The sequence below is a fragment of the Microlunatus endophyticus genome, from assembly GCF_014646195.1.
GTDB lineage: Bacteria > Actinomycetota > Actinomycetes > Propionibacteriales > Propionibacteriaceae > Microlunatus > Microlunatus endophyticus.
Genome location: NZ_BMMZ01000011.1, coordinates 109,384 through 125,231 on the forward strand (window position 1 = coordinate 109,384; position 15,848 = coordinate 125,231).

At 67.2% G+C, this 15,848-nt stretch carries 15 protein-coding genes; 11 read left to right on the plus strand and 4 right to left on the minus strand.

The window, feature by feature from the left end; all coding sequences use genetic code 11:
• Positions 1 to 58: 58 nt before the first annotated feature.
• From IEY07_RS18935 to IEY07_RS18950, 4 genes are read left to right on the plus strand one after another with little or no spacing between them, the layout of a single operon-like run.
• On the plus strand, positions 59 to 988 hold the full coding sequence (locus IEY07_RS18935) for a branched-chain amino acid ABC transporter permease (RefSeq protein ID WP_229670332.1): 930 nt from the start codon (positions 59 to 61) through the stop codon (positions 986 to 988).
• The gene (locus IEY07_RS18940) at positions 985 to 2,706 is read left to right on the plus strand and encodes a branched-chain amino acid ABC transporter permease (protein WP_188896968.1); all 1,722 of its coding nucleotides are present in this window, start codon (positions 985 to 987) and stop codon (positions 2,704 to 2,706) included. Before IEY07_RS18935 ends, IEY07_RS18940 begins: the two co-directional genes overlap by 4 nt.
• Positions 2,703 to 3,539 (plus strand): ABC transporter ATP-binding protein, encoded by an 837-nt coding sequence (locus IEY07_RS18945; RefSeq protein ID WP_188896969.1) that lies wholly within the window; start codon positions 2,703 to 2,705, stop codon positions 3,537 to 3,539. Before IEY07_RS18940 ends, IEY07_RS18945 begins: the two co-directional genes overlap by 4 nt.
• Positions 3,532 to 4,239 carry an ABC transporter ATP-binding protein gene (locus IEY07_RS18950; RefSeq protein ID WP_188896970.1) on the plus strand — a complete coding sequence of 236 codons (708 nt, stop codon included), beginning with the start codon at positions 3,532 to 3,534 and terminating at the stop codon, positions 4,237 to 4,239. Before IEY07_RS18945 ends, IEY07_RS18950 begins: the two co-directional genes overlap by 8 nt.
• A gap of 26 nt (positions 4,240 to 4,265) precedes the next feature.
• Here the strand turns inward: IEY07_RS18950 and IEY07_RS18955 are convergent, their stop codons facing one another.
• A complete protein-coding gene (locus tag IEY07_RS18955; RefSeq protein ID WP_229670333.1) occupies positions 4,266 to 5,711 on the minus strand; it encodes an MFS transporter in 1,446 nt (481 codons plus the stop codon).
• Positions 5,712 to 5,844: 133 nt separating this feature from the next.
• Here IEY07_RS18955 and IEY07_RS18960 point away from each other — a divergent pair, with 133 nt between their 5' ends.
• The gene (locus IEY07_RS18960) at positions 5,845 to 6,846 is read left to right on the plus strand and encodes an Lrp/AsnC family transcriptional regulator (protein WP_188896971.1); all 1,002 of its coding nucleotides are present in this window, start codon (positions 5,845 to 5,847) and stop codon (positions 6,844 to 6,846) included.
• A 21-nt stretch (positions 6,847 to 6,867) separates the two neighbouring features.
• Here the strand turns inward: IEY07_RS18960 and IEY07_RS18965 are convergent, their stop codons facing one another.
• Entirely contained in the window at positions 6,868 to 7,305 is a 438-nt protein-coding gene (locus IEY07_RS18965) for a PaaI family thioesterase (RefSeq protein ID WP_188896972.1), read from the minus strand.
• Between the two features lie 168 nt (positions 7,306 to 7,473).
• On the opposite strand from IEY07_RS18965, the gene polA reads away from it, so the two are divergent.
• From polA to IEY07_RS18980, 3 genes are all read left to right on the plus strand, one after another.
• Positions 7,474 to 10,164, plus strand: a complete 2,691-nt coding sequence (gene polA, locus IEY07_RS18970; RefSeq protein ID WP_268239246.1) for a DNA polymerase I — start codon at positions 7,474 to 7,476, stop codon at positions 10,162 to 10,164.
• A gap of 92 nt (positions 10,165 to 10,256) precedes the next feature.
• Positions 10,257 to 11,150 (plus strand): aminoglycoside phosphotransferase family protein, encoded by an 894-nt coding sequence (locus IEY07_RS18975; RefSeq protein ID WP_188896974.1) that lies wholly within the window; start codon positions 10,257 to 10,259, stop codon positions 11,148 to 11,150.
• 74 nt (positions 11,151 to 11,224) lie between these two features.
• Complete coding sequence (locus IEY07_RS18980) at positions 11,225 to 11,725, plus strand: GNAT family N-acetyltransferase (protein WP_188896975.1); 501 nt, start codon at positions 11,225 to 11,227, stop codon at positions 11,723 to 11,725.
• Here the strand turns inward: IEY07_RS18980 and IEY07_RS18985 are convergent.
• Positions 11,661 to 12,623: an EamA family transporter gene (locus tag IEY07_RS18985; RefSeq protein WP_229670335.1), complete on the minus strand. Its 963-nt coding sequence runs from the start codon at positions 12,621 to 12,623 to the stop codon at positions 11,661 to 11,663. The genes IEY07_RS18980 and IEY07_RS18985 overlap by 65 nt on opposite strands.
• A gap of 209 nt (positions 12,624 to 12,832) precedes the next feature.
• On the opposite strand from IEY07_RS18985, the gene IEY07_RS18990 reads away from it, so the two are divergent.
• Genes IEY07_RS18990 through IEY07_RS19000 form a run of 3 tightly spaced genes read left to right on the plus strand, consistent with a single transcriptional unit; the run spans position 12,833 to position 15,262 of the window.
• Positions 12,833 to 13,348 (plus strand): hypothetical protein, encoded by a 516-nt coding sequence (locus tag IEY07_RS18990; RefSeq protein ID WP_188896976.1) that lies wholly within the window; start codon positions 12,833 to 12,835, stop codon positions 13,346 to 13,348.
• 34 nt (positions 13,349 to 13,382) lie between these two features.
• A complete protein-coding gene (locus tag IEY07_RS18995; RefSeq protein ID WP_229670337.1) occupies positions 13,383 to 14,612 on the plus strand; it encodes a sensor histidine kinase in 1,230 nt (409 codons plus the stop codon).
• Positions 14,609 to 15,262, plus strand: coding sequence for a response regulator (locus tag IEY07_RS19000; RefSeq protein WP_188896977.1), 654 nt, complete (start codon positions 14,609 to 14,611; stop codon positions 15,260 to 15,262). Before IEY07_RS18995 ends, IEY07_RS19000 begins: the two co-directional genes overlap by 4 nt.
• A gap of 6 nt (positions 15,263 to 15,268) precedes the next feature.
• Here the strand turns inward: IEY07_RS19000 and IEY07_RS19005 are convergent, their stop codons facing one another.
• A complete protein-coding gene (locus IEY07_RS19005; protein ID WP_188896978.1) occupies positions 15,269 to 15,574 on the minus strand; it encodes a hypothetical protein in 306 nt (101 codons plus the stop codon).
• Between the last annotated feature and the right edge of the window lie 274 nt (positions 15,575 to 15,848).

Below are 15,848 nucleotides of genomic sequence, written 5' to 3' on the forward strand. Positions count from 1 at the left end.
GTCCCCACATCTCCCGCCGCACGCCAGGGGCCGGATCGTCCAGGATCGGAGTCGGGTAGTGATCGTTCTGCAAGCCATGGTCGACGGGCTTTCGCTCGGTGCGTTGTACGCACTGATCGCCGTCGGCTACACCGTCGTCTACGGCATCATCCAGTTGATCAACTTCGCCCACGGCGAGGTCTTCATGGTCGGTGCGTTCGGCTCGATGACCGTCTGGCTGCTGGTGCCGGGGCAACAGCTGGGGTTGTGGATGCTTCCGATCATGCTGATCGGCGGCATGGTCGCCTCGGTGGCGATCGCGCTGCTGATGGAGCGGGTCGCGTACCGTCCGTTGCGGAATTCGCCGCGGCTGGCGCCGTTGATCACCGCGATCGGCGTCTCGGTGTTCCTGCAGGAGTTCGTCCGGCTCTTCTACGGAAGGATTCCCGGCTTCCCCGATGCCAAGGCCAACGTCACTTTCCCGACCATCGAGGGCGTCACCGGCACCGCGATCAAACTCGGTGGCCTCGACATCGACCGGCCGACGATCTTCACCCTGGCCGCCCTGATCGTCTGCACGGTCTTCCTCTACCTGTTCGTCAACAAGAGCAGGATCGGGCGGGCGATGCAGGCAACATCGCAGGACCCTGACACAGCTCGGCTGATGGGGATCAACGTCGACCGGATCATCATGATCGCCTTCGCGGTCGGCGCCGTGCTGGCCGCCATCGCCGGCACCGCCCAGGGGATGATGAACACCAACATCAACTTCAAGATGGGCTTCATCGCCGGTCTGAAGGCCTTCTCCGCCGCCGTTCTCGGCGGTATCGGCAACATCTGGGGCGCGCTGGTCGGCGGCCTGGTGATCGGCGTCCTGGAGTCCCTGGCCACGCAGGTGATGCCGCACGGCTCGGCCTGGAAGGACGTCTGGGCGTTCGTCGTCCTGATCCTGATCCTGGTGTTCCGCCCGCAGGGCCTGCTCGGCGCCCGGGTGGTGGACCGCGCATGAGCCTTCCCGGTATCCCGGTCGCCATCCGCCGTCGCTACGGGCCCGTCGCGCGGATCGTGACAATCGCGTGCGGCGTGATCATCGCCGCATCCGCTTACCTGCCGTGGGCGTACGGCTCCGATGCGCTGGACAACGTGACCTACGTCGGCGGCCCGAGCTTCATCCAGTTCATCGCCTTGGGCATGGGACTGGTGCTGCCCGCCCTTGTCGTCTGCTCGATCCGCTGGCCTGCAGGTTTCGGCCGGACCCGGGTCGGCTGGATCCGAGGCGCGCGAGCACTGGCCACCGGCCTGTTGATCATCTTCGTGGTGATCGCGGGTGCGATCTCGGTCCAACTCGGCGGCACGATCAACATCAACTACGGCGCCTGGGTCGGGCTCGCCGCCGCCTTGATCGGTTTCGTCGCGACGCGGTTCCTGGTCCAGGAGGGCGCGCCGACCGTCAACCGGCTGAAGACGCCAGGCTGGCTGAGCATCCTGGCCATCGCCGTGGTGATGCTGGTGATGTTGTTCGTCGCCTACTACGCGCTGGACCAGAGCAATCCCGGCACCTTCGTCACGTTCATCGTCTACACCGGTGTCGGGGTCGCGGTGCTGCTCCGGACGGGTGCCCTCGGATGGCTGACCGCTGCAACCGGCGCCCACCGCCGGGTGATGTTGCTCGCCGCCTTCCTGGTGGCGTTCCTCTTCCCGTTCACCCAGGGTGGGTCCGACGCCAACATGTCGATCGCCGCACAGGTGCTGGTCTTCGCCGCGACCGCGATGGGCTTGAACATCGTGGTCGGCCTGGCCGGACTGCTCGACCTCGGCTACATCGCCTTTCTCGGCTCCGGCGCCTTCGTAGCCGCCATGCTGTCCGGCACGGCGATGGCCACCTTCGACGTGCATCCGCCCTTCATCGTGACGATGCTGCTCAGCGGGTGCGTCGCGGCCACCCTCGGCCTGGTCATCGGATCGCCGACGCTGCGGGTGTCCGGCGACTACTTGGCGATCATCACCCTCGCCTTCGGTGAGATCTTCCGGTTGTCGATGAACAACCTGGACGGCAGCGACGGTCCGGATCTCACCCATGGATCCCGCGGCATCTCCGACACCGGTGACCTGAATCTCTTCGGCTTCGACTTCGGGGCGACCCACACGATCGCCGGGATCGAGATCGGCCGGTTTGCCAACTACTACTTCATCCTGCTGATCTGGCTGGCGATCGTGATCTTGATCTTCAGCAGGTTGAACAACTCCCGGATCGGCCGCGGCTGGGTCGCGATCCGGGAGGATGAGAAGGCGGCCGAGGCGATGGGGGTCAACGTCTTCGGACTCAAGCTCTTGGCCTTCGCCAGCGGCGCTTTCCTGGCGGGCGTCGCCGGGTCGATCAAGGCCCATGTCGACATCTCCGTCACCCCGGACTCGTACGTCTTCCTGCAGTCGTCCTTCCTGCTGGCGGCCGTGGTGCTCGGCGGCATGGGCACGGTGCTGGGCGTGCTGATCGGCGCGACCCTGTTGCAGCTGATGCCGGAGAAACTGCGGTTCGTCAACGAGTACCGGCTGATGTTCTTCGGCCTGCTGCTGGTCGTGATGATGCGCTTCCGGCCCGAGGGCATCATCGCCAGCGAGCGACGGCAACTGGAGTTCCACGACGAGGACGAGGAGTTGGCCGAGCGACTCGACGACAACCTCGGGCCGTCGACCGGAGCAGTGGCTGTGGAAGGAGCAAGCCGATGACCCAGACAGCGACGACCGACGCCGGGACCCCGACCGAACTCGAGCCACTGCTCAGCGCCCGCCAGGTGACCATGCGCTTCGGTGGCCTGGTGGCCGTCGACAAGGTCGACTTCGACGTCTACCCGGGCGAGATCATGGGGCTGATCGGTCCCAACGGTGCCGGCAAGACGACCTTTTTCAACTGCCTCACGGGGTTGTACAAACCCACCTCTGGTCGGGTGGTGTTCAACGGCGCCCTGCTACCCCCGAAGCCGGGCAGAGTGGTCCGTGCCGGCGTCGCCCGGACGTTCCAGAACATCCGGCTCTTCGCCAACATGACCGCTCTGGAGAACGTCATGGTGGCCCGCTACTGCCGGACGTCGTCGGGGCCGTTGACCTCCATCGTCCGCGGGCCCAAGTACCGGCGCGAAGAGCGGGAGACCGAGGACCGCGCGACCGAGCTGCTGGATTTCGTCGGTCTGCCGGAAGTGGCCGGCAATCTGGCCCGCAATCTGTCCTACGGCGATCAACGACGATTGGAGATCGCCCGGGCCCTGGCCACCGATCCGAAACTGCTATTGCTGGACGAGCCGACCGCCGGCATGAATCCGCAGGAGACCCGGCAGGCCGAGGAGCTGATCTTCAAGATCAAGGACCGCGGGCTGGCGGTGATCACCATCGAGCACGACATGCGCTTCATCTTCAATCTCTGCGACCGGGTGCTGTGCCTGGTGCAGGGTCGGCCGCTGGTGCTCGGCACCCCGGACCAGGTGCAATCCGATCCGCGGGTGATCGAGGCCTACATCGGCACCGGAGCCCAGGAGGCCGATGGACAGGTGGGTCGAGATGCTTGAGATCAAGGACCTGAAGGTCGCCTACGGGCGGGTGCGGGCGGTCAAGGGCGTCAGTTTCACGGTGGAGGAGGGGCAGATCGTCTGTCTGCTCGGCACCAACGGCGCCGGCAAGACCACCACCTTGAAGACGATCTCGGGTCTGCTGCGCGCCGAATCCGGCGAGATCTGGTTCGACGGCCGGCGGATCGACGCGCAGCCGGCCCATGAGATCGTCGGCCTCGGCCTGGCCCACTCACCGGAGGGCCGGCGGATCTTCCCGCGGCTGACCGTGGAGGACAACCTGCGGTTGGGGGCGTTCGCCCGCAAGGACAAGGCCGGCATCGCCAAGGACCTGCAACGGGCGTACGGCCTGTTCCCGGTCCTGTACGAGCGCAGGGCCCAGCCGGCCGGCACCTTCTCCGGCGGCGAGCAGCAGATGCTGGCCATCGGCCGGTCACTGCTGAGCCATCCGCGGCTGCTGATGCTGGACGAGCCGTCGATGGGCCTGTCGCCGCTGATGATGCAGCGGATCATGACCACCATCGCCGAGTTGCAGCAGGAGGGTGTGACCATCCTGCTGGTGGAGCAGAACGCCCAGGCCGCGCTCTCGCTGGCCGACTACGGCTACGTGCTGGAGACCGGAGTGATCACCCTGGAGAACACCGGCCGGGCGCTGCTCAGCGACGAACGGGTCCGCAAGGCTTACCTCGGCGAGGACTGAGGCGGGCGTGTCGAAGCGCCCTGGGATCAGACCTGCGACACCTCCGGCCCTGGCCGCGCCGGGTCCAGCTCTGGCTGCACCGGTGCCGCTGCGACGAAATCCCTCGACCGGATCAGTGCCAGCGCCAACAGCCCGCCCAGCACGGCCAGGCCGCCGGAGACCACGAACAGCTCGTTGAGGCCACCGGCGTACGCGGTCCTCAGACCGTCGGTCGCGCCGTGGTTCCGCAGCGCGGCCGCGAAGATCGAGCCGTAGGCGGCGATGCCGACCGCGATACCGACCTGCCGGAGCGTGGTGTTGGCGCCCGAGGCCATGCCGGCGCTGCGGTGGTGAACCACGCCGACCGCGGTGGACGCGAGCGGCGGGTTGACCAGGCCGGAGCCGGCCCCGGCGATGATCAGTCCGGGGATCAGGTGGGCCCATCCGTCGGCTGCGGTGATGCCCGCCATCGTGAACAGTCCGAGGCCGACCAGGACCAGGCCGGGACCGATCAGCCAGCGGACCGGCAGGTGCGCGGAGAGCCGCCCGGCGATGGTGGCCGTGATCATGGCGATCCCCGACATCAGCAGCAGCCGTACGCCGCTGGCCAGGGCCGAGTACTGCAGATCGTTCTGCAGGTAGAGCGTGACGTAGAGCAGCATCGCGAAGAGGGAGCCGTTCATCGCGAACGCCGCCACCAGTCCACCGACGAACGTCGGGATCCGGAGCAGGCCGAGGTCGAACATCGGGTGGGCGACCGCGTGCTCGATGACGATGAAGGCGATCAGCAGGACCGCGGCTGCGACGAAACTGCCGATCACGATCCGGTCGTCCCAACCGGATTCACTGGCCCGGATCAGGCCGTAGACGAGTCCCGCCAGCGTCGCCGTCAGCGTCACGAAGCCGGCGATATCCGGTCGGTGGGCGTGCGGAACACGGGACTCCTCCAGGTAGCGCGCTCCGATCGCGAACGCCACGACGCCGATCGGCAGGTTCACCCAGAACACGCCCCGCCAGTCGAGTCCGGTCGTGATCACGCCACCGAGCACCGGGCCGAGAGCGGTAGCCAGGCCGGTGACGGCACCCCAGACGCCGAAGGCGACGCCGCGCTCCCGGCCATGGAAGGTGGCCGCGAGCAGCGCCAGCGAGGTGGCGAAGAGCACGGCGCCGCCGACGCCCTGCGCGGCCCGGGAGATGATCAGCGCGGTCGGATCCTGCGCCAGCGCGCAGGCCAGCGAACCGGCGGTGAAGACGGCCAGACCGGCGAGGAAGAGACGCTTGCGGCCGAAGCGGTCGGCCAGCACGCCCGAGGTGAGCAGCAGGGCTGCCAGCGTGAGCGCGTACGCGTCGGTGACCCATTGCAGGTCGGAAAGGCCGGCACCGAGATCGCGTTCGATGTCGGGGAGTGCGACGGTCACGATCGTGACGTCGAGCAGCAGCATGAAGGTCGCGGCGCAGACAACGCCGAGACTCAGTCGTTTGATGGTAGACACGGTCCCTCCGATCTTGAGATTCTGGGAGAGGTCTACCTCGCGACATCACGAGTTCAGACGCTGAAACGAGCTTACGTGTGGTTGTCTGTCACTCTTGAGAATCGATTCGAGGGATTGCGACAGAGGGTGGGCGATGGAGCCGGATGATCTGCGACTGATCCGGGCACTGCAAATGGCACCGCGAGCCAGCTTCGCCCGGCTCGCAGCGGTGCTCGGGATGCACGAGCGCACTGTGTCCCGGCGCTACAGCGCGCTACGGCGCCAGGGCATGATCAGGATCTTCGGTCTGGTCAATCCGATGGCCCTCGGCCAGCAGGCGTGGAATGTCCGCGTGCGGTGCCGACCGGATGCCTCGACCTCGATCGCCACCGCCCTTGCGAAACGGCCGGACGTGGCGTGGGTGGGGATCTCCGGCGCCGGTTCCGAGGTGAGTTTCGCCGTCCGGTCGTTGTCTGCCGAAAGCCGGGAGCTGCTGCTCACCAGGAGCCTGCCGCGGACGGCTCAGGTGCTCGACATCGAAGCCCGCGTGATCCTGCACGTCTTCATCGGCATGGAGTCGATGGATTGGGCGGGACTGGAGACCGTCCTCAGCAGTGAGGAGGCGGCGCAACTGGCCGACTCGGCGGTGCCGCCGATCCAGAACGAGCAGGCGGCCGAGAACCGCACCGTCACGCTGGAGCCGTACGACACCGCCATCGTCGACTGCCTCGTCGTCGACGGGCGCGCCGGGACGGCGCGGCTGGCCGAGGCCGCCGGGATCAGCGAGGGACGGGCGGCCCGTCGATTGGCCACGCTGATCCGGAGCCGTACGGTGATGATCGATCTCGATCTGGCAGCGACACTTTTCGGCTATCCGATGTACGCCAGGATCGACATGATGGTGAGCCCGTCACAGCTGGACCGGGTCGGCCGGGAGATCGCCGACATTCCCGAGGTGGGTTATGCCGCGGCGATCAGTGGCCGGACCAACCTGATGGCCTCGCTGACCTGCCGTGATCTCGACCATCTCTACCAGGTGGCCAGCGACCGGATCGGCAGCATCGCCGGCATCGTCTCGATGCAGATCGAGCCCGCTACGCGGATCGTCAAGCAATCGGGCGGCCTGGTCGTCGACGGTCGCCTGATCGAGCCGTGACGTGGCCGGACGGTCGCCGGTTCAGCTGGGCGCGGGAAGCAGCTGACAGGTCAGCCGCGCGGTGCAGATCCTGTGGTCCTGGTCGTCGGTGAGCACGATCTCGTACATCGCCGTCGTGCGGCCGAGCCGGATCGCCGTGGCCACGCCGGTGACGTGACCGGACCGTACGGCCCGGTGGTGGGTGGCGTTGATGTCGACCCCGACCGGGATGGCGTCCGGTCGGGCATGGGCGAAGGCCGCCATCGAGCCGAGCGTCTCGGCCATCACGCACGACGCGCCGCCGTGCCACAGCCCGAACGGCTGGGTGTTGCCCTCGACGGGGACGCGGCCGACCGCCCGCTCCGGGCTGAGCTCGAGCAGCTCGAACCCCATCTTCGCGTCCAAGGCACTGGTGAAATCCTGGGTCCACTCGGGCAGGCCGCCCACTTTCTCGGGCAGGTCAGGGGTCACGTCCGGCATGGGCACAAACTATCGTCAGCCGCGCGATCCGGCGCTGAATGGCCGCTGTCGGTGGAGCCGTCTAGAGTCGGGTTCGTGCCGACGCAGACCCAAGCCGTACGAGCCGCCGCCAGGAAGGCGGCCGCGAAGAAAGCAACGCCCGCGCCGGAGCCGGAGAAACCGCGACTGTTGCTGATCGACGGGCATTCGGTGGCGTACCGGGCGTTCTTCGCGCTGCCGGTGGAGAACTTCTCGACCAAGACCGGGCAGCACACCAACGCCGTGTTCGGATTCACCTCGATGTTGATCAACGTGCTCCGCGACGAGCGGCCGACCCATGTCGGGGTGGCCTTCGACGTCAGCCGGCAAACCTTCCGGACCGAGGCCTACTCCGACTACAAGGCCAACCGGTCCAAATCGCCGGACGAGTTCAAGGGCCAGGTCGCGCTGATCCGGGAGGTGCTCGACGCGCTCAACATCCGCTACGTCGACAAGGACGGCTTCGAGGCCGACGACATCATCGGCACGCTGACCAAGCAGGCCGAGGAGCACGGCATGGAGGTGCTGATCTGCTCCGGTGACCGGGACTCCTTCCAACTGGTCGACGAGCAGGTCACTGTGCTCTATCCGCGGAAGGGTGTTTCGGACCTGGCACGGATGACGCCGGACGCGGTGCTGGACCGTTATCTGGTGACCCCGGCCCGCTATCCGGAGCTCGCGGCGCTGGTCGGGGAGACCAGTGACAACCTGCCGGGCATTCCGGGCGTCGGTCCGAAGACCGCGGCCAAGTGGCTGGACACCTACGACGGCCTGGAGAATGTGATCACCCATGCCGGTGAGATCAAGGGCAAGGCCGGCGACGCATTCCGGGAGCGGATCGCCGACGTCCAGCTGAACCGCCAGATCAACGCGCTGGTCTGCGACCTCGAGCTACCCCTGGGCGTGGACGATCTCGGGTGGCAGGAGTGGGACCGCGAGGCGGTGCACACGCTCTTCGACGGCCTCGAGTTCCGGGTGCTGCGGGACCGGCTGATGGAGTATCTGCCGCAGCACGATGCCGACGCCGAGCCCCAGGGCGGTTTCGAGCTGGCCGGCTCGGTGCTGGATCCGGGACAGTTGGGCGAGTGGCTGGCTGAGCACGCCGGCGTCGGACGGGTCGGCGTCGCCCCGATCGGCCACTGGGGTGCCGGCACCGGCGACATCACCGCGGTTGCGCTGGCCGCCGGCGACGGTGCGGCGGCGTACGCGACCACAGCTGAATTCAGCCCGGAGGACGAAGAGGCGTTCGCCGGCTGGCTCGTGGATCCGCAGCGGCAGAAGGTGATCCACGACGCCAAGGGCCCGCTGCTGGCGATCTGGGAGCGCGGCTGGGAGCTGCAGGGACTGGTGTCGGACACCCAGCTGGCCGCCTACCTGGTCCGGCCGGACCAGCGTACGTATCAGCTGGACGACCTGACGGTCCGCTACCTGAAACGCGAGCTCAAGATCGACGTCGCCGAGCTCGAGCCGACCGAGGAGGACAGCCAAGGCCAGCTGGCTCTGGAGTTCGAGTCCGAGGATGATCACCAGACGATCGCCAACGCCGCGATGGTCCAGGCCCGGGCCGTTGTCGATCTTGCCGCGGCGCTGGATTCAGAGATCGATGATCATGGTGGCACCAAGCTGTTGCAGGAGGTCGAGCTGCCGCTGCAGCGGACGCTGGCCCGGATGGAGCGGACCGGGATCGCCATCGACGTCGATCATCTGCAGGAGCTGGAATCCGACTTCGGCTCGACGGTCGACGAGGCCGCCCAGGACGCGTACTCCGTGCTCGACAAAGAGATCAATCTGGGCTCGCCGAAGCAGTTGCAGGCAGTGCTCTTCGACGAGTTGGGGATGCCCAAGACCCGGCGCACCCGGACCGGTTACACCACCGACGCCGATGCGCTGCAGGGCCTGTTCGTCAAGACCGAGCACCCGTTCCTGGCCCATCTGCTCAAGCACCGCGACGCGATCCGGCTGAAGCAGACCGTCGAGGGACTGCTGGCGGCGATCTCCGACGACGGCCGGATCCACACCACCTACATGCAGACGATCGCGGCCACAGGCCGGTTGTCCAGCACCGATCCGAACCTGCAGAACATCCCGATCCGGACCGAGGCCGGCCGGCGGATCCGTGAGGCATTCGTAGTCGGCAAAGATTTCGACTCGCTGATGAGCGCCGATTACAGCCAGATCGAGATGCGGATCATGGCCGACCAGTCCAAGGACGCCGGGCTGATCGAGGCGTTCAACTCCGGTGTCGACTTCCACACCGTTACGGCATCGCGAGTGTTCGGCGTTGCTGCCGACTCGGTCACCCCGGCGCAGCGGGCCAAGATCAAGGCGATGAATTACGGTCTGGCGTACGGGCTGAGTGCGTACGGCCTGAGTCAGCAGTTGGGGATCGAGGTGTCCGAGGCCAAGGGCCTGATGGACGAGTATTTCGAGCGCTTCGGCGGTGTCCGTGACTATCTGCGGTCGTTGGTCGAGGACGCCCGTCAGACCGAATACACCGAGACCATCCTCGGCCGGCGCCGCTACCTGCCGGATCTGGTCAGCGACAACCGGCAGCGCCGGGAGATGGCTGAGCGGATGGCATTGAACGCACCGATCCAGGGATCGGCGGCCGACATCATCAAGATCGCGATGCTGGACACGGAGAAGGCATTGGACGATTCGGGAATGAGATCCAGGATGCTGCTCCAGGTGCACGACGAGTTGATCTTCGAGATCGCGCCGGGGGAGCGGGATGATCTTGAGGCATTGGTACGCGACAAGATGGGCCACGCGGTCGAGCTTGCGGTGCCACTGGACGTGTCGGTGGGTATCGGCAGGTCCTGGTTCGACGCTGCCCACTAGGGCGATGGTTCCGTGCGCTACGGACCGAGCAGGCAAGGGATACGCTCGCGATGATCTCGCCGGAACAGTGCGACATCGACAGAATGTCGCACGTGCCCGGACCAGGAGACCTCGAGCTGTCCGATGTGCTGCCCTTGTCCGGCGGAGTCTCCGGGTCTGAGGTGGCGCGAGCCCGCTTGTCAGGTCAGGACGTCGTGGTCAAGCGCACCTCGCACTCGGAGCTGGTCGCGCTCAGGCTGTTCGCTGATCTCGACGAGCCGATGCTGCCGGTGCTGCTCGCTTCCGGGATCGATGATCGTGGACCGTGGATCGTGATCCCTTTCCACAGTGGTGAACCGGTCGGCATCATGGGTGAAGCACCCGACATCGTGCATCGCTGTATCGGCCGGCTGCACGCCAGCTTCGTCGGCCGGACGTCCGGTCTGGCTGGTGATCTTGAACCCATCGACGAAGAGTTCGTCCGCCGCGCGCTCACCGAATTCGGTCCCGATCAACTGCGGCGGGCGCGCGGGGTGCTGCGGGAGCAGCTGTTCACCCGGGCCTCCCACCTGCTCGACCGGTTGGCGACGGATGCCGACTTCGGCAGTTGCGTCGCGGGATTCACGCCGACTGTCCTGCATGGAGATCTCTACGGCCTCAACGTGCTCCGGTCGACGGGACCGGGTTCAGTGCCGTTGATCATCGACTGGAACGCCGCCCGGATCGGGCCGGCGATGTTCGACACCGCGATGACCTCGGCCTACGACAGCTCCGCCCGGCGTGCGCACGACCAGGGCTGGGCCGAGATCGCTGGAGCATCACCGGACGAGAGCGAGAACAGGGTGGCCCACGCCTGGTCGTCGGCCTTGATCAACGCCATGTATGCAGGCACAGTCGCGGTCCGCTCTTCGGCCCGGGACGCCGAGCAGATGATCATGATCGCCGAGGAGTCCCTCCGGACATTCCGACTGCTCCGCCGACGTGGTCGGGCAGCCCGCCTGACCTGACCAGGACGACCTTGTCGATCCGCTCTCGTCCGCCAGGGCAGGACCGTCACCCCACGCACGAAAGAGGTACATTCATGCAGATCCGCGACTGCACGCCGTCCGACATTCCGGCGCTGATCGATCTCACGATCGAGACCTTCCGGCCGCTGTTCGTCGGATCATTGGTCGACCTTCGGCCCGAAGTGACCGCGCACGATCACGGCCGATGGGAAGACGACTATCGCGCCGAGGTCCCGTCGCTGTTCGCACCGGCCGAAGATCGATTCATCACACTGGCGGAGGAGGACGGAAAGCCGCTCGGCTACGTGGGCTGGAACATCACGAACCAGACCTCGGGCCGGCTTGAGATGGTCGCCGTTCACCCCGATGCCCGGCGCAGGGGCGTTGCGCGGGCTCTCTGCCTGTCCGTGATCGACCGGCTGAGGGACGGCGGCGTGGTCGTCGTGCACATCGGAACCGGTGGTGATGCTTTTCACGCGCCGGCGCGCGCACTCTACGAGTCGCTGGGATTCATTCCGTATCCCACGGTCGACTACGCGCGAGCGATCCAGCCCGACCTGCGTCTCGGCGGATGAGCTCGCCAAGCCTGACCAGGACGACTCCGGCGATGATCGCCGCCGCACCGGCGAACTGCATTGGGGTCGGCACCTCTGCCAACAGCAGCGCCATCCAGACGATCGCGAAGATCGGCTCGCCGTAACCGATGAAGCTGGCCACGGTCGCCCCGAGGCGCCGGGTCGCGACGATCCCGGTGACGTACGGCAGCACGGTGGCGATCAGGATCAGCGCGATGATCATGGCCGGTGCCGGCCAGCCGCGATCGGCCAGAGTCGCGGCTCCCGCGCTCATCCGGACGGGCAGCAGTCCGACCGCCGCCACGATCGCCAGCAGGATGCCGCCGATGCCGAGCCCTAAACCTGCCAGCGCCACGGGCGGCAGACCGTGGGTCTGCGAGGCGCCCAGCGCCCAGTAGACGGCATTGCCCAGTGCGGCCAAGAGGCCCAACCCGATGCCCAACGGGTTCAGGTGAACCGAGCCGATCACTCCGGACACCAGCACCAGACCGACCAGGGCCACCACGACGCCGAGCAGGGTCAACCGGGCCGGAGCCTTCCGGGTGCGGGCGGTGGTCCAGCCGACCAGCAGGACCGGACCGAGATATTCGATCAGAAGCGCCAGGGCAGGTGGGATGAACCGGACCGCGCTGAAGAATCCGAGCTGAGCCAGGGTGACCGCAAAGATCCCGAAGCCGAGCAACTGCCAGCGGGCTCGCGACACCACGCCCCAGTCCCCGCGCAGTGATCGCAGCGCCGGCAGGAACAAGACCACTGCGGCGCCGAGGATCCGTACCGTCGTGATCGCTCCGGACGACCAGCCGTCGTCGATCAGCGAGCTGGCGAACATACCGCTCAGGGCGAACGACGCGGAGCTGACCAAGGCGATCGTGAGCCCGCTTCCACGGTGGTCCGGCACTCGAATCTCCTCAGGTCGTGAACGTCGGACCTATTGTCGTGCCTGTCGTTCGTGGTGCTGTGTTGTTTGTGGGTGGGTTGCCGCCGCGCCCGTGGGTGACCTCTCCACCCGGACTTCTCCACCCGCAACTCCACCCGGAGTTGGTGGGCTCGAGCTCGGCTTTTCCGAAGACTTGAGACATCACCAACCCGGACCTGGAGGTCGAAACGATGTCACCGCAAACCGTCCTCACCATCCTGATCGGCATCGCCGTGCTGATCTTCATCTCATTCCGCCAGATGCGTTGGCAACAGCCGGCCCGGCAGCTGCGGATGCCCCTGATTCTGGGCATCGTCGGCGTCGTCGAGGCCTCGAGCAGCTGGAACAATGCGCTGCTGTCCAAGATCAGCGGCCTGGATGTCGTCCTGATCGGCTTCGAGCTGTGCCTGGCTGTCCTCGGCGGTTGGCTGATGGGCCGACTGAGCCAGGTTGCGACCGTCAACGGATCCACCCAGACCCGGCTGCGGCCCGCCGGGCTGGTCGTCTGGTTCGGCTTCATCGCGTTGCGGATCGGGATGGCCACGCTCGGCGGCTTCCTGGGAGCGACGCTGGCCTCCAACACCGCGGTGATCATCTTCATGGTCGCGATCGTCAAGGGGATCCAGGTGCTGGTCGTCCGCGAACGGATCGCCCGGCACGAACTCGGCCAGGTCGACCAACGCGCCGATTCCGTGCTGGGTTCGTAGGATCGCGGTTGTGGACCGGGTCCCGAATCTAAGGGTGGCTATCGCCCGGCAGCTGCGCAGCAACCAGACCAGTGGGGTGCTGCTCCGGCTGCTGATGGCGATAGCCGCCTTCTGGTATTCGGTGGTCCTGGGCGCCTTCAGCCATGCGACGGCCGAGACGGTGGTGGTGATCATCGCCTTTGTCGGTCTGCTGGGGCTGCTGTATTCGGGGTTCTACGACAACGTGTCGGAGAGCACGCCGCTGTGGCCCTTCCCGGTGGCTGCGGTGGTCTGCGTGCTGGGCGGTGTGATCGCCGCCCCGACGAACTTCACCGGCTGGTTCCTCTTCGGCACCGGCTGCGTCATCCTGGTCGGTCGGCCGCGGGCCCCGTACCTGCTGGCGGCGGTCGGTTGGGGCGCCGGGGCGATCACCCTGGTTGCCCTGCAGGTGCGGGCCGAGCCGACCACCTCGGTGTTGCTGTGGAACACCGCCGGCGTGCTGGGCATCCTGCTGCTCGGGATCACCCGCAGGCAGTCGGCGATCCGCCGGCAGCAGCAGGCCGAACTGGTCGAACGCAGCCGCCAGCTGGAGCAGCGCAGCCTGGAGCTGATCAAACAGACCGAGCAGACCCGCACCGAGACCGCCCGCGCCGCGGCACTCGAGGAGCGCAACCGGATCGCCCGCGACCTGCACGACCTGCTGGCGCACGCGCTCGGCGGGCTGGTCGTCCAACTGGATGCCGCCGAGGCGGTCCTGGACGCGGGCGGAGGACGGGATCAGGTCGGCGAGCGGCTGCGGACGTCGCGGCAACTGGCCGTCGAGGGACTCCGGGACGCCCGGGCGGCTGTCCGCGAGCTGCGCAGTGACGAGCGGCCCGACACGGCCAGCGTCACCGACGCCGTCGCGGCGGTGCTCAACGGCCCGGTCGGCATGCGGCTCGGTCTGCGGCTGGACATCGTCGGTCCGCCACGGCTGATCCCGAGCCAGACCGCCGAGGCGTTCGCGGCGGTCGCCAGGGAGGCGATCACGAACATGAACAAACATGCGCCAGGCGGCCGGGCCTCCGCGTCGCTGATCTTCTCCGGGCCACAGGTCAAGCTGGAATTGATCAACGCCCTGAATCCGGATCGTGGGCACGGCGAGCTGGCCGACAGCGGAGACGGTTTCGGGCTGGAGAGCATGCAGCGGCGGATGAAGGACGTGGGCGGCGGACTACGAGCCGGTGCGGAGGGCGGCCGGTGGGTCGTGACCGCCGACTGGCCGGGAGAAGGAGTGGCGGAATGACCGAACCGGACCAGAGCGACGACGTTCGGGTGATCGTCGTCGACGACCAGGACATCGTCCGGGACGGGCTGGTGACCGTCCTGTCGCTGATCGAAGGGATCACCGTCGCTGGATCCGGCAGCAACGGCCAGGAGGCGTACGACTTGGTCGAGTCCCTGCATCCCGACGTGGTGCTGATGGACCTGCGGATGCCAGTGATGGACGGCGCCACGGCGACCGCTCGGATCCTTGCCGAGCATCCTGGCACCGGCGTGCTGGTGTTGACGACCTTCGACGATGACGCCTCGATCGCGGGTGCGCTGCGGGCCGGTGCCCGCGGCTATCTGACCAAGGACGCGTCCCGGGCCGACATCGCCGCCGCGATCCGGTCGGTCGCACGCGGCCAGGCGACCTTCGACCCGGCGGTCTCGGCCCGTCTGGTGTCCGGCCTCGGCACCGGCACGGCGCAGTCGCCGACCGCGCTCTCGGAGCTGACTCCCCGGGAACAGGAGGTCCTGGGCCTGATCGGTGACGGCCTGAACAACGCCGAGATCGCCGAACGGCTCTTCGTCAGCACCGCCACGGTGAAGACCCACATCAACAATCTGTTCGCCAAGCTCGGGCTGCGGGACCGGGCCCAGGCCGTACGCTTCGCCAACGACCTGCGCTGACCCGCCTCACCGGCCGGTTGCGGGGCGCCAGCTGAACGCCTCCCGCCACCACTGGTCCTCCTCAGCCCAGGACCGCAGCGTGTCCAGTGCGGCATCGGTGACCGGCATCTCGGCGACCAGCGTCGTGCCGCCCTCGGTCAGCTCGATCTGCCACCCGTCGGCCAGCCGGCGCGCCGTCGCGGAGCGATCCGGCCAGTCATCGCGCCGCAGCACCAAATGGTCGGTCGCTTCGTCGAGTGCCGCCAGTAGAACATCCGGGCCGACATCGGTCAGCTCGTTCCCGGCGGCGTCGGTCACGCTGTACGAGGGCACGCTTCGATTGTGCCAGGATGACCCGCGACCGACGACACGCCGCAAGTATGAGGGAATTAGTGACTCCTCGGCGGATCGGGGAATGCCCCGGACGGGCCCGGGGTTTACCCGTCTGCAACCTGAGCGGAATTGACCGCCTTCGCGGCACGACGTTAGGCTGTAACGTCGCTGTGGTCTGCGCAGACCTCGGACCGAGGAGGCCTCGCTCGCATCCGTGCACGTGGATGGGAAAGCCGCCCGCAGCAACACCGTACAACTCACTACATCCATAATC